At 72.6% G+C, this 13,762-nt stretch carries 11 protein-coding genes; 3 read left to right on the top strand and 8 right to left on the bottom strand.

What is annotated here, in order from left to right; all coding sequences use genetic code 11:
• The 4 genes from cydB to AC067J_RS09285 all read right to left on the bottom strand — a co-directional run bounded on the left by cydB (window position 1) and on the right by AC067J_RS09285 (window position 5,564).
• Complete coding sequence (gene cydB, locus AC067J_RS09270) at window positions 1–1,026, bottom strand: cytochrome d ubiquinol oxidase subunit II (protein ID WP_478297273.1); 1,026 nt, start codon at window positions 1,024–1,026, stop codon at window positions 1–3.
• A 13-nt stretch (window positions 1,027–1,039) separates the two neighbouring features.
• Window positions 1,040–2,584 (bottom strand): cytochrome ubiquinol oxidase subunit I, encoded by a 1,545-nt coding sequence (locus AC067J_RS09275; RefSeq protein ID WP_478297274.1) that lies wholly within the window; start codon window positions 2,582–2,584, stop codon window positions 1,040–1,042.
• A 505-nt stretch (window positions 2,585–3,089) separates the two neighbouring features.
• A complete protein-coding gene (locus AC067J_RS09280; protein WP_478297275.1) occupies window positions 3,090–4,478 on the bottom strand; it encodes an oxygenase MpaB family protein in 1,389 nt (462 codons plus the stop codon).
• Between the two features lie 192 nt (window positions 4,479–4,670).
• On the bottom strand, window positions 4,671–5,564 hold the full coding sequence (locus tag AC067J_RS09285) for an oxidoreductase (protein WP_478297276.1): 894 nt from the start codon (window positions 5,562–5,564) through the stop codon (window positions 4,671–4,673).
• Window positions 5,565–5,621: 57 nt separating this feature from the next.
• Between AC067J_RS09285 and AC067J_RS09290 the strand changes: the two genes are divergently transcribed.
• Window positions 5,622–6,302 carry a helix-turn-helix transcriptional regulator gene (locus tag AC067J_RS09290; RefSeq protein ID WP_478297277.1) on the top strand — a complete coding sequence of 227 codons (681 nt, stop codon included), beginning with the start codon at window positions 5,622–5,624 and terminating at the stop codon, window positions 6,300–6,302.
• Here AC067J_RS09290 and AC067J_RS09295 read toward each other — a convergent pair.
• The 4 genes from AC067J_RS09295 to hisC form a co-directional block, all read right to left on the bottom strand.
• Window positions 6,280–6,861, bottom strand: a complete 582-nt coding sequence (locus AC067J_RS09295) for a Uma2 family endonuclease (protein ID WP_478297278.1) — start codon at window positions 6,859–6,861, stop codon at window positions 6,280–6,282. The two genes, AC067J_RS09290 and AC067J_RS09295, sit on opposite strands and share 23 nt — an antisense overlap.
• A gap of 108 nt (window positions 6,862–6,969) precedes the next feature.
• A complete protein-coding gene (locus AC067J_RS09300) occupies window positions 6,970–8,580 on the bottom strand; it encodes a sensor histidine kinase (RefSeq protein WP_478297279.1) in 1,611 nt (536 codons plus the stop codon).
• 16 nt (window positions 8,581–8,596) lie between these two features.
• Window positions 8,597–9,352, bottom strand: coding sequence for a response regulator transcription factor (locus tag AC067J_RS09305; RefSeq protein ID WP_478297280.1), 756 nt, complete (start codon window positions 9,350–9,352; stop codon window positions 8,597–8,599).
• Window positions 9,353–9,699: 347 nt separating this feature from the next.
• The gene (gene hisC / locus AC067J_RS09310) at window positions 9,700–10,770 is read right to left on the bottom strand and encodes a histidinol-phosphate transaminase (protein WP_478297281.1); all 1,071 of its coding nucleotides are present in this window, start codon (window positions 10,768–10,770) and stop codon (window positions 9,700–9,702) included.
• Window positions 10,771–11,102: 332 nt separating this feature from the next.
• Here hisC and AC067J_RS09315 point away from each other — a divergent pair, with 332 nt between their 5' ends.
• The gene (locus AC067J_RS09315) at window positions 11,103–12,260 is read left to right on the top strand and encodes a LacI family DNA-binding transcriptional regulator (protein WP_078879728.1); all 1,158 of its coding nucleotides are present in this window, start codon (window positions 11,103–11,105) and stop codon (window positions 12,258–12,260) included.
• A gap of 148 nt (window positions 12,261–12,408) precedes the next feature.
• Window positions 12,409–13,719, top strand: a complete 1,311-nt coding sequence (locus AC067J_RS09320) for a metallophosphoesterase (RefSeq protein WP_478297282.1) — start codon at window positions 12,409–12,411, stop codon at window positions 13,717–13,719.
• Window positions 13,720–13,762 lie beyond the last annotated feature (43 nt).

Here is a 13,762-nt window from a genome sequence, read left to right on the forward strand (position 1 = left end):
TCAGACCTGGTCGAGCGCGGCGGCCGGGTCGTGCCCGGGGATGTGCTGGACGCCGATCCGCTTGCGGAACACCCAGTACGTCCAGCCCTGGTAGAGCAGGACGAGCGGGGTGAACACGGCGGCCACGACGGTCATCAGCTTGAGCGTGTAGGCCGAGGAGGCGGCGTTGGTCACGGTCAGGCTCCAGCTCTCGTTCAGGGTGGACGGCATGACGTCCGGGAAGAGCGAGAGGAAGAGCATCGCGACCGCGGCCACGACGGTCGCCCCGGAGAGGACGAAGGCCCAGCCCTCGCGCCCCAGCTGGTTGGCGGTCAGCGCGCCGACCAGCGCGAGCACGGCGGTCACCAGGGCGGCGAGGCTCCAGCCGTTGCCGTTGTCGGCCTGGGTCCAGATCAGGAAGACCGCCGCCAGCGCCGCGGCCGCCAGGCCGAGCCCGAGGGCCATGGCCCGTGCCCGGTCGCGGATCTCGCCGACCGTCTTCAGTGCGGCGAACACCGCACCGTGGAAGGTGAACAGGCTGAGCGTGACCAGGCCGCCGAGCAGCGCGTACGGGTTGAGCAGGTCCCAGAAGGTGCCGACGTAGTTCTTCTCCGCGTCGATGTCGACGCCGTGGACGATGTTGGCGAAGGCGACGCCCCAGAGGAAGGCGGGGATCAGCGAGGTCCAGAAGATCGCCTCCTCCCAGTTCCGCTGCCAGCGCGGCTCCGACCGCTTGGCCCGGTACTCGAAGGCGACGCCGCGGACGATCAGGCAGACCAGGATCAGCAGCAGCGGGATGTAGAAGCCGCTGAACAGGGTCGCGTACCAGTCGGGGAAGGCCGCGAAGGTCGCGCCGCCCGCGGTCAGCAGCCAGACCTCGTTGCCGTCCCAGACCGGGCCGATGGTGTTGATCAGCACCCGCCGCTCGGCGGTGTTGCGGGCGAGCGGCTTGGTGAGGATGCCGATGCCGAAGTCGAAGCCCTCCAGGAAGAAGTAGCCGATCCAGAGGACGGCGATCAGGACGAACCAGATGTCGTGGAGTTCCATGGTCAACCGGTCCTCAGTAGGCGAAGGCGAGCGGCTTGTCGGCGTCGTCGTCCGAGGACGGTCCGCGCAGTGTCGGGTCCTCGGCGGGAGGCTGCTCGGAGGTCACCGGGCCGGCCTTGGCGTACTTGACCAGCAGCCGCACCTCGACGACGGCGAGGATCGCGTACAGCGTGGTGAAGGTGGCCAGCGCGCCGATCTGGGTGCCGACGCCCACGTTCGGCGAGACCGCGCTCGCGGTGGTCATCAGCCCGAACACCGCCCAGGGCTGACGGCCCATCTCGGTGAAGATCCAGCCGAAGCTGTTGGCGATCAGCGGGAACCCCATGGTGAGGATGCCGATCCGCCAGCTCCACTTGGTGAGGAACGGACCGAGTTCGCGCTTCGGGGTGAGCATCAGCCTCGGCACCTCGGTCTCCCCGGTGCGGAACCCCGGGGCCAGGAGCCACTTCCTCCGGGTGGTCCAGAGACCGATCACCCCCGCCACGAAGGAGGTCATCCCGAAGCCGATCATGAGGCGGAAGCCCCAGTAGGTGACGAAGATGCTGGGGATGTAGTCCTTCGGGTCGCCGCCGTACTTGGCGGCCTCGGCGTTGGCGGTGTCGTTGATGCCGGGGACGGACGAGCTGAAGTCGCTGTTGGCGAGGAAGGAGAGTATCCCCGGGATCTCCAGCTCCACCGAGTTGTGGCCCTTGCCGACGTCGCCGACCGCGAAGATCGAGAACGGTGCGGGGGCCTGGGTGTCCCAGAGCGCCTCGGCGGCGGCCATCTTCATCGGCTGCTGCCGGAACATCACCTTGGCGAGCGAGTCACCGCTGAGCGCGGTGCCCAGGCCGAAGACCACCGCGAGGACGAGGCCGAGCCGCAGCGAGGTCCGCATCACGGCGACCTTCTTGGCGTCCGCGGTCTCCGGCCTGCGCTTGGCCTTCCAGAGGTGGAACGAGGCGATGCCGACCATGAACGCCGCACCGGTGAGGAAGGCCGCGGTCAGGGTGTGCAGCACGACGGTGACGGTGGTGTCCTGGAACAGCACCCGGACGATGTCGGTGAGCTGGGCCTTCCCGGTGACCGGGTCGATCGTGTAGCCGACCGGGTGCTGCATCCAGGAGTTGGCCGCCAGGATGAAGTAGGCGGAGAGCACGGTGCCGAGCGACACCATCCACATGCAGGCGCAGTGCAGCTTCCTCGGCAGCTTGTCCCAGCCGAAGATCCAGAGTCCGATGAAGGTCGACTCGAAGAAGAAGGCGATCAGCGCCTCCATCGCGAGCGGGGCGCCGAAGACGTCGCCGACGAAGCGGGAGTAGTCGGACCAGTTCATGCCGAACTGGAACTCCTGGACGATGCCGGTGACCACGCCCATCGCGATGTTGATCAGGAAGAGCTTGCCCCAGAACTTGGTGGCGTGGAAGTACTTCTCCTTGTCCGTCCGCACCCAGGCGGTCTCCAGCCCGGCCACGATGGCGGCGAGGCTGATGGTGAGCGGGACGAAGAGGAAGTGGTAGACGGTGGTGATGCCGAATTGCCATCGCGCGATGGTCTCGTGAGCGATTGCCAGTTCCACGTCGCCCTCTCTCCAACCGACCTGTCTAGGTCACATTTAGGACAAACTTCATCTATAGCCGTAGACCGCTGCCCGACCGCGCAAGCTTGTCCGCTTGTGAACGTGAACACGTTCACAAGGCTCAGTATCCATCATCCTTACGGGTGAATTGCGGGCGGGGTGTGTGATACCGGCTACTGAGCGGCGGTGATGCCGTGCGCACAGTCTGCGAAGCCGTCCGCCCGGCCACAACGAGCGGCCGGGCAGGTGGGGAGGCGTTGTTGGACGATCCGGCGCATTGACAGCCGCCGGACCGTCCACGGCGGACTGTCCGGGCCGGACCGCCGGACGGGCGACCCGCCCTGCGCCGGACGGCCGCCACGGGGGCGGGTGCCGGCCCCCGCCCGGGCGCCGGCCGCGGACACGTCGCGCCCCTCGGCGCCGCACCGGACCAGGACGGCGGGGCGTGACCGGCCCGCCGCACCGGCCCGCGGCACCGGCCCGCGGCCGCCCCCGCGTTCCCCCGCTACGCCCGGCCGAGCAGCTGGGTGCCGGGAGCCGAGGGCGCGCGGGCGGTGAAGTAGTCGACGAACGCGCGGAGGAACTCCTCCGTCGTGATGACACCGTCGCCGTCGGTGTCCAACTGGCGGAATCCGTGCGAGAGTTCCGCTGGGTGGACGCGCCGGCCACCGAACAGCACGCGGTACTCGGCGAAGTCCAGCCGGCCGTCCTGGTCGGTGTCGGCGGCGGCCAGCACGGCCCGCAGCGCGGGGAGCAGCCCGCCCTCCAGGTAGGCCGGGTCCCGGTCGCAGCCGGCCAGGGTCGCCGCGACGAACTCGGCCTGGCTGATCCGGCCGTCCCCGTCGGCGTCCATGGACGCGCGCAGCTGCTCCCACCAGGCCTCGAAGGCGGTGTACACCCGCGACTCGCCCTCCTCGGAGAGCTCCAGCTGCCAGCAGACGTTGTGCGCCATCGCCTGCAGGTCGCGGGCGGTGAGGTGGCCGTCCCCGGTCTGGTCGAGGACCTCGCGGAAGAAGCGGTCCAGCCGGGGCGGCCGGGTGTCCCGGCCGGACGGCCGCCGGGGCTTCGCGGGCGGCCGCCCCGCGGCGGACCGGTAGCGGTAGCGGTCGGGCAGCCCGGTCGCCACGAGGCGGCCGCCGTGGTGCAGCAGCCGGGAGAGGACGGCCGCGCGGCGGGTGCGGACCAGGCCGAACCGCTCCCGGTAGACCGGCGGGAGGTCGGCGACGGTCAGCGCGGTGACCAGTCGGCCGATCACCGCCCGCGACAGCCGCCAGCCGACCGGGCCGAGGAACCGCAGCCGCCGCGGGCAGGGTGCCTCGTGCAGCATGTCGTACAGCAGGTGCCGGGCCTCGGCGGTGAACTCCAGCTCCTCGGACGCCGTCCGGACCAGGTAGGCCGGCAGGTCGGCCGCGGTCGGCGGCAACGCCCCGTCGGGCAGCCCGAAGACGCCCGCGATCCCCCTGAACTCCCGGTAGGTCTCTTCGAGTTCGTCCGGGGTGTACGGGTCACCGCCCAACTCCCGCATGGCGGCGACCGATTCGAAGAGGGTGAGCAGCACCCAGGCCCGGGTGGCCGGGTCGTGGGCGTCGTACGGGCGGCCGTCCTCGGCGGTGCCGCGGATCCGCCGGTGCGCCCGGTCGAGGCGCTGGACCTCGCGCCACAACTGCTCCTCGTCCGCCTGGAACAGCCGCCGCCCGCTGCCGAGGGTGTGCTCGATCCGGCGCCACGGGTGGCCCCGGTAGGTGGAGTGCTCGGCCATCCCGGCCCCGACGACCGGGTGGGAGGCCTGCAGCACCAGCAGCCGCCAGGCGACGAGCACGATCCGCCACTCGCCGAGGTCGCGCCGGAACGAGACCGCCGGTCCGGCCGCTGGACTGGGGGGTGACGACGCCATCCGGACTCTCCAAGGGGCTGCTGGGCCTTCCCGTGCCGGGGGCGGCATTCCCGACGGACCGCCGGGAAAACTCGCACAGCAATAGTGGGATCGTCGTACCGGATGGTGGCTCACCTCCACCCGCCACCACCGCCCGTCCCACCGCCGCCCGGCGTCGCCGAACGCCCTCGCCGCCCGCCCCGGCCCGCCCGGTCATGCCGTCGCGGCGTGCTCCTCGGCGAGCGCCCCCAGCTCCGCCAGGTCGCCGGCGTCCAGCCGCAGCCCGGCCGCGGCAATGTTCTCCACCAGGTGGGCCGGCGAGGAGGTGCCCGGGATGGCGAGGATCGCCGGCGACAGGGCGAGCAGCCAGGCCACCATCACCTGGGCCCTGGTGGCGCCGTGGCGCTCCGCGACCCGGCGCAGGGCGGGGTGGTCCGGCACGCCGGTGCCGCCGAGCGGGTAGAACGGGACGAAGGCGATGCCCCTGGCCTCGCAGTCGGCCAGCAGCCGGTCGCCGTCGCCGGTGTGCTCCAGGACGCTGAACTTGTTCTGCACCGCGACCACCGGCGCGAGCGCCTCCGCCTCCGCCAGCTGGGCGGCGTCGACGTTGCTGACGCCGAGGTGCCGGATCAGGCCCTCCGCGCGCAGCTCGGCCAGGGCGGCGAAGGGTTCGGCGATCGAGGACTGGCTGGGCATCCGGCGCAGGTAGACCAGGTCCAGCCGGTCCACGCCGAGCTCGCGCAGGTTGCGGTGGACGGCCGCGCGCAGACCGTCCCGGTCGGCCGGGTGCAGCCAGTTGCCCTCCGGGTCGCGGCCCGGGCCGACCTTGGTGGCGATCACCAGGTCGTCGCGGTAGGGGTGCAGGGCCTGCCGGATCAGACCGTTGGCGGAGACGTCCCGGTGGAAGTAGAACCAGGCGGTGTCGATGTGGTCGATGCCCAGCTCGGCCGCCCGGCGCAGCACCTCGCGGCTCTGCTCGGGGTCGCAGGCGGGACCGTGCCAGTCGTGGGAGGGCAGCTTCATCGCGCCGAAGCCCATCCGGGACACCGGCAGGTCGCCGCCGAGGAGGAAGGTGCCGGCCGCGGAGACATCGGGTGTGGTCGTCATGGCACCAAGCCTCGAACGGGCTCGCGGACCCGCCCGCCGATCTGGCAGGTTGCTGCCATGAGTACCGATCGGATCATCACCCTGCACGGCGAGCAGGAACTCGTCCAGCGGGCCGGGCACCTCTTCGTCGCCTCGCGCGAGGAGTTCCTGGTCGCGGCCGCCGATCTGATGACCTGGTCGGCCGGCGTCAACGCGGCCTTCCGCGAGGGCAAGCGGCCGCACGTCGTCCCCGGTCTCACCATGCGCAAGCTCTACACCCGGCGCGCCCTCGCCGACCCCGAGTCGCACCGGCGGCTGCTGCGGATCGCCGCCTCCGGCATCGAGGTCCGGATCTCCGACGGCCCGATCTCCCGCGAGGCGATCGTCATCGACCGGCGCACCGCGATCCTGGCCGGCGCCCCGGTCCGCGGCGTCCGCGCCTACACCGTGGTGAACACCCCGGAGGTCGTCGACGGCGTGCGCTCCCTCTTCCGCGCCGCCTGGGAGGCGGCCACCGACCTCGCCGACTGCGGCGCCGCCCCGCCCCCGCTGTCGGAACAGGCCCGCCACATCCTCCGCACGCTCGCCGCCGGCCACACCGACGAGACCGGCGCCCGCCTGCTCGGCGTCTCGCTGCGCACCTACCGCCGCCGGGTCGCGGACCTGATGACGGCCCTCGGCGCCACCTCCCGCTTCCAGGCCGGCCTGCTCGCCCAGGGTCTCCTGGAGGAACCGCTCACCCCCGACGCCCCCCGGTGACCTCCGGGCCGATCGCGAACCCCTTCGCCGGCCCCTCCGGAACCACCGCCTCCTCCCCGTACGGGGTCCGCACCGACGACGCGTAGGCCCCCCGCTCGGGATCGGGGCCGGTGAGCACGGTGACGGCACCACCGTCGTCGAAGTCGTCGATGATCACGTAGACCGGGATGCCCGCGGTGGCGTAGGCGCGGAGCTTGAGGACGAGGTCCCGGCGGCGGTTCTGACTACCTGGCGAGACAGTCTCGACGACCAGGGCGACGCCGGTTGCCGGCACGCCGAGGCCCTCGGGCTGCTCGATCTCGTCGGCGTCGTCGGGCGCCACGAAGACGTCGGGGCTCAGGGCCTTCAGCCCGGCGATCACGTAGCCCGCCTGGGCGGAGCCGTACCCCGTACCACTCAGGTACCTGTCCAAGGCGCGATCCAGCCGCCGGTTGACGCTGAAGTGGCGGTGTCCGCCGGTGAGTGACATCTCGATGGCTCCCTCGACGACCTCCGCGCGGTAGCCCTCGGGGACATCCATTGCCTTCCACACCTGCCACAGCGCCTCGTCCAGCTCCACGACGACCTCCTCGGATGCGGTCCCGGCTGCACAAGCCGCAGCCGTACGGTCGCACGCGATCGGCCGGGAGGCCTCGTGAACGAACCGGGTTCACCCGATCGGTGGGTTTCAGCGCTGGTGGGGGAGTTCGAGGCGGAAGGTGGCGCCGGCGCCCGGGGTGGTGTGGAGGGTGAGGGTGCCGCCGTGGGCGTGGGTGAGGGCGGTGGCGATGGCGAGGCCGAGGCCGGCGCCGCCGCGCTTGTCGGGGCGGCTGCGGGAGGCGTCGACGCGGTAGAAGCGGTGGAACACCAGGGCCGCCTGGTCGGCCGTGAGGCCGGGCCCGGAGTCGGCGACCTCCAGGAGGCAGAGCCCGCCGTCGGTGCCGACGCCGATCCGGACCGGGGTGCCGGGCGGGGTGTGCTTGACCGCGTTGCCGACCAGGTTGGTGACCACCTGGCGGAGCCGGGCCTCGTCGCCGAGGACGGGCGCCGGCCCGGGCGCACCGGTGCCGGCCGGGCCGGTGAGCGCGACCGGGCGGGACGGGTCGAGCGCGGTGAGGTCGTGCAGGGCGTCGGCGGCGAGGGTGCGCAGGTCCATCGGGGCGAGGTCGAGCGGACGCTCCTCGTCGAGCCGGGCGAGCACCAGCAGGTCCTCGACCAGGGTGCCCATCCGGACGGCCTCGTTCTCGATCCGGCCCATGGTGCGCTTGACGTCGGCCTCGGTGGGGAGCGCACCCATCCGGTACAGCTCGGCGAAGCCCCGGATGCCGGCCAGCGGGGTGCGCAGCTCGTGCGAGGCGTCGGCGACGAACCGCCGCATCCGGCCCTCGGACTCGGCCCGGGCGGCGAACGCGGCCTCGATCTGGGTGAGCATGCCGTTGAGCGCGACGGACAGCCGGCCCACCTCGGTGCGCGGGTCGAGCTCGGGCATCCGGTGGGAGAGCTCGCCCGCGGCGATCCGCTCGGCGCCCTCCTCGATCCGGCTCAGCGGCCGCAGCCCGGCCCGGACGGCGAAGAAGCCGAGGGCGGCGATCAGGACGAGCACCGCACCGCCGATGCCGACGAACGCCCGGTGCATCCGGGCGAGGGTGCCGTCGATGTCCTCGCGGGAGACGGCGACCATCAGGTAGGCCGGCGCCGGGGCCGCGAACATGCTGCTCGGCTGGGCGGGCGGCCGCTGGAGCGGCAGGACCAGGGCCCGCCAGCTGCGCTGACCGCGCTGGTCGGGCAGGTCGAAGGGGGCTTCGGGGTCGGTGGCGGCGGGGTCGAAGCCGGCCGGCTGCGGAGCCGGGTCGTTCTCGGAGACGGGCTGCCGGACGACGAGCTGCACCTTGCCGTCCGCCGCGAGGTACTGGACCAGGTACTGGCTGGGCAGCGCGGCCAGGAAGGGTGCTCCGGCGCGCTTGCCGCCGCCGGTTCCGGTACCACCCCCGCCGCCCCCGGTCCCGGTCCCGACCCCTCCGACGGCGGCGACGGCGGGCTGCTGCTGCTTGCTCTCCTGCCAGTTCTGCCGGGTCGGGGCGCGGCGCGCGAGCGGCTCGCCGAACCGCTGCAGCTGTTCGTCGAGCCGCTGGACCAGCTGGACCCGGACGGTGCCGAGGACCACGGCGTCGCTGACCACCAGGCCGGTGGTGACCAGGACGAGCGCGAGCACCAGCAGGCGGGCGCGCAGCGACAGCCGGCCGAGCGTCCGGGACGGGCGGCGGAGCAGCGTGGTCAGCGGGAGCGGCAGGGGGCGCATGCGGGGCGGCGGGTGGTCAGGCCTGCGGCGGGCGGCGCAGCGCGTACCCGATGCCGCGCACGGTGTGGATCAGCTTGGGGCCGTGGGCCGGGCCGGAGTCGAGCTTGCGGCGCAGGTAGGAGATGTACGACTCGACGATGGAGAGGTCGCCGCCGAAGTCGTAGGCCCAGACGTGGTCGAGGATCTGCGCCTTGGAGACCACCCGGCCGACGTTGGCCATCAGGTAGTGCAGCAGCTTGAACTCGGTCGGGGAGAGTGCGACGGCGGCCCCGCCGCGGGTGACCTCGTGGGCGACCGGGTCGAGGGTGAGGTCGGCGACGATCAGCCGGCCGTCCTCGGCCGGTCCGCCGGAGCGGCGCAGGATGGCGCGGATCCGGGCGATCAGCTCCTCCAGGCTGAACGGCTTGGTGACGTAGTCGTCCGCGCCGACGGCCAGGCCCTGGACCTTGTCGCCCACGCCGTCCTTGGCGGTCAGGAAGAGCACCGGCAGGTGGTCGCCGGGGTGGCCGTGGACGGGTCCGGCTATGAGGCCCCGGCTGGTCTGCTCGCGCAGCCGTTCAACGACGGTGAAGCCGTCGAGGTCGGGGAGCATCACGTCGAGGACGACCAGGTCGGGCCGCTCGGCGGCGATCAGTTCGAGCGCCTCGGCGCCGCTGGCGGCGGAGGCCACCCGGAAGCCGGAGAAGCGGAGCGAGGCGGAGAGCAGCTCGCGGATGTTCGGCTCGTCGTCGACGACGAGGAGGAAGGCCTCCCCCGGGCCGCCGTTGCTCACCGCCGAGGGTCCTGCTGTGGACACAGTGCCTTGCACGGGGGTTCCGCCTCCCGGTCGGACGATGGCGTTCAGCTTGAGGCTAGCCCGGGGAGGCTATGGGCCATCGATGAATGTTGGATTAACACCTTATCGGGCGGTTTTACACGGACGGACCCACCGGGTCGGCTTCGGTGGTGTGCGCACGGGTCCGACGGCGGGCGGCGGCGGGCCGTGACCGGCCGCGGGGCCGCGCGGAGGGGCCGGGTTCAGGAGGGCCCGGGGCAGGAGGGGCTCCGAACGGACGGAGCCGGGTCCCGGCAGCAGCCTGCTGCCGGGACCCGGCTCCCTGAACGCCGCTGAGCGGACGGTCAGAGCTCCTTGCGGAACGCCTCCGCCACCGCGAGGAAGATCGAGTTGCCCTCGACCTCGCCGATCGAGATCCGCACGCCCTCCGGGAACGGCCGGACGATCACGCCCGCCTCGGCGCACGCGGCCGCGAACTCCTGCGAGCGCTCGCCGAGCGCCAGCCAGACGAAGTTCGCCTGCGAGTCCGGGATCTCCCAGCCCTGGGCGCGCAGCCCGGCGACCACCCGGTTCCGCTCCTCGACCAGCGCCTCGACCCGGACCATCAGGGCCTCCTCGGCGCGCAACGAGGCGACGGCCGCGTCCTGGGAGAGCTGGGTGACGCCGAACGGCACCGCGGTCTTGCGCAGGGCGCCCGCCACCGGCTCGTGCGCGATCGCGAAGCCGACCCGCAGACCGGCCAGGCCGTACGCCTTGGAGAAGGTGCGCAGCACGCAGACGTTCGGGCGGTCGCGGTAGAGGTCGATGCCGTTGGGCACCTCGGGGTCGCGGATGAACTCGATGTACGCCTCGTCGATGACGATCAGGACGTCGGCCGGGACGGCGTCCAGGAAGCGCTCCAGCTCGGCGCGGTGGATCACGTTGCCGGTGGGGTTGTTGGGGTTGCAGACGAAGATCAGCCGGGTCCGCTCGGTGACGGCGGCGAGCATGGCGTCCAGGTCGTGGTCGCCGCCCTCGGTCAGCGGCACCGGGACCGGGGTCGCGCCGGCGACCTGGGTGATGATCGGGTAGGCCTCGAAGGAGCGCCAGGCGAAGATCACCTCGTCGCCCGGGCCGGCCGTGGAGAGGATCAGCGACTGGGCCACGCCGACCGAGCCGGTGCCGGTCGCGATGTGCTCGGCGGGGACGCCGAAGTGCTTCGCCAGCTCGGCGGTGAGCTCGGTGACGGCCATGTCCGGGTACCGGTTGAGCTTGCCGGCGGCGGTGACCGCGGCCTCCAGCACGCCGGGGAGCGGCTCGTAGGGGTTCTCGTTGGAGGAGAGCTTGTAGGCGTCGGCGCCGGCGGGCTTGCCGGGCTTGTAGGTGGGGATGCCGTCCAGCGTCGGCCTCAGGCGGGGGCCCTGTGCTGCGGTCACGGTCGTTCTCCTTCGTAGTCTCCGCTGCGTTCGCCCGCCACGGTCGGGATCGCCGCCGTGTCCGGGAAGTCGGAACGCACCCGGTCCACCCCGGTCGGGTGCCCTGAACGATACCGATCGCACTCACCCGTAGGAGTGAGATGCCCGGTCGGGTTACAGGCGCAGATCAGCCATTCTGTCGGGTTCCCATGGCACATGTCAGAGGTAAGACGGCTGGTTTCGTGCGGGTATCGAAGGGGCGCACACAGGCTCACTAACGGAGAAACGTATCTCCAAGGGCTCCCGATGCGCCGGTCACAGACCCTTGTCAGGAGCCATACGATCGGTCCGCCATGACAGCAGCAGCCAACCAGAGCGGTCGGCGACCCACCACCTCACGGCGTCTGGAGCGGGCCGGCATCCGGGATGTGGCAGCAGCCGCCGGAGTGTCGATCACCACCGTCTCCGACGCGCTGAACGGGAAGGGCCGCCTGCCCGACGAGACCAGAAGCCGGGTGCGCGAAGTCGCCGAGCGCCTCGGTTACCGCCCCTCGGCGGCCGCCCGAACCCTGCGCACCGGACGGTCCGGCCTGATCGGGCTGACCGTCACCACCTACGGCGAAGAGCCCTTCACCTTCACCGAGTTCGCCTACTTCGCCGAGATGGCCCGGGCCGCCACCAGCGCCGCCCTCGGCCGCGGCTACGCACTGGTGGTGCTGCCCGCCTCCTCCCGGCACGACGTCTGGGGCAACATCGCCCTGGACGGCACCGTGGTGATCGACCCGCCCGACCAGGACCCGCTGGTCAGCGAGCTGTACCGGTCCGGCGTCCCGGTGGTGAGCGACGGCAAGCCCGGCAACTGCCCGGTCACCGCCTGGGTCGACAACGACCACGAGGCCGCCGTGCTCGGCATCCTCGACCACCTCTCCGAGGCCGGCGCCCGCCGGATCGGCCTGCTCACCGGCACCAGCACCGACACCTACACCCGGCTCTCCACCGAGGCCTACCTCGGCTGGTGCGCCAAGGTCGGCCAGGAGCCGGTCTACGAGACCTACCCCGCGCACGACCCGGCCGCCGGCGCCGTCGCCGCCGACCGGCTGCTCGCCCGCCCCGACCGCCCGGACGCCGTCTACGGCCTCTTCGACCCCAACGGCACCGACCTGCTCGCCGCCGCCCGCCGGTACGGCCTGCGGGTGCCGGACGACCTGCTGCTGGTCTGCTGCAGCGAGAGCGACGTCTACGCCACCACCGAGCCGCCGATCACCACGCTCTCGCTCAAGCCCCGCCGGATCGGCACCACCGTGGTCAACCTGCTCATCGACGCCATCGAGGGAGTGGACTCCGGCACCGGCGTCGACATCGCCCGGCTCTTCCCGCCCCGTTTCCGCACCGCCGGCACCGGACCGCCGCCCGGCACCCTGATGCCCACCGAGCTCATCGTCCGCGCCTCCTCGCAACGGCGCAGCCCGCGCACCACGGTCAGCCCGCCCCGCCCGCCGGGCGAGGTGTGACCCCGCGACGGCGCCCCCTCGGGGTCGCGGTCTAGACCATGCCCAGTCGGGACAAAACGGACCTGACGGCCCGCCCGGCTGACGCTCCGGAGGATTGGATACCCACCAGGTGACGACGCCGGGAGAGTGGTCTTCCTATGATGGGCGAATGACACCCGAGGACCGCTTCCCCGGGCCTGAACACCCGGACTCAGGCCCCCGCCACCAGCCGGACCTCGACGTGCTGCCATACGGCACCTATTACGAACCAGAGCCCTCCGTCGGCTACTCCGAGACCCCGTACGAGGCCGAGACGTACAGCGGCTACGGCGGCGCCCGGTACCTCGAACAGCACTGGCCGGCCCCGGGAGCCGAGCACGGCCCCGGCCCCGGCAGCCACACCGTGCACGCCCACGGCCCCGCCGAGGGCCACCCCGACGGGCACGGCGGCCACCCCGACGGGCACGGCGGCCACGGCGGACACCCCGGCTACGAGCCGGGCTACGAGCCGTCCACCCTGTCCGACCACCCCTCGCCCGCGCACGCCGGCCACCAGGGCCACCCCGACCACCGGGAACGGCAGAGCGACGACCCGCCGACCATCGAACTCGGCCCCCCGCTCGCCGAACCGGGCCTGCCCTACCACCCCTACCCGGCCCCCGGACCGGGCGAGCCGCCCGGCCCGCTCTACGTCGTCGGCGACGTCCACGGCTACCTCGACGAACTCCTCGCCGCCCTGCGCCACCAGGGTCTGATCGACGCCGACGGCCACTGGTCCGCCGGCCGCTCCCGGATCTGGTTCCTCGGCGACTTCACCGACCGCGGCCCGGACGGCATCGGCGTCATCGACCTCGTCATGCAGCTCGCCGCCGAGGCCGCCGCCGCCGGCGGGTACTGCCGCGCCCTGATGGGCAATCACGAACTGCTCTTCCTCGGCGCCGCCCGGTACGGCGACGAGCCCGTCCAGTCCACCGCCGGCACCGCGTCCTTCCTCGCCGCCTGGCGGCTCAACGGCGGCCAGCAGCACGACCTGGAACGCCTGGAGGCGCACCACATCAGCTGGCTCTCCCGGCTGCCCGCGATCGCGCTGGAGGACGGCCACCTGCTGCTGCACTCCGACACCACCGCGTACCTGGAGTACGGCGAGTCCATCGCCGAGGTCAACGACGCCGTCCACGACCTGCTCGCGGACGAGGGCGTCGACGAGTGGTGGGACTGCTTCCGGCGGTTCACCAAGCGCTTCGCCTTCCGCGGCGACTCCGGCCCGACGGCCGTCCGCGAACTGCTGGACTCCTACGGCGGCACGCGCGTCGTGCACGGGCACAGCCCGATCCCGTACCTCACCGGCGCGGTCCACTCCGACGACGGCATGCCGCCGCACATCCCCGGCCCGTACGTCTACGCGGACGACCTCGCCGTCGCCATGGACGGCGGCGTCACCATGGACGGCCGGCTGCTCGTCGCCCGGCTGCCCATCTGAGGCCCGGGCCGATCCACCGGACACGCCCCGGGGGCCGGACCGA

The organism is Kitasatospora sp. NPDC042419, from assembly GCF_056437345.1.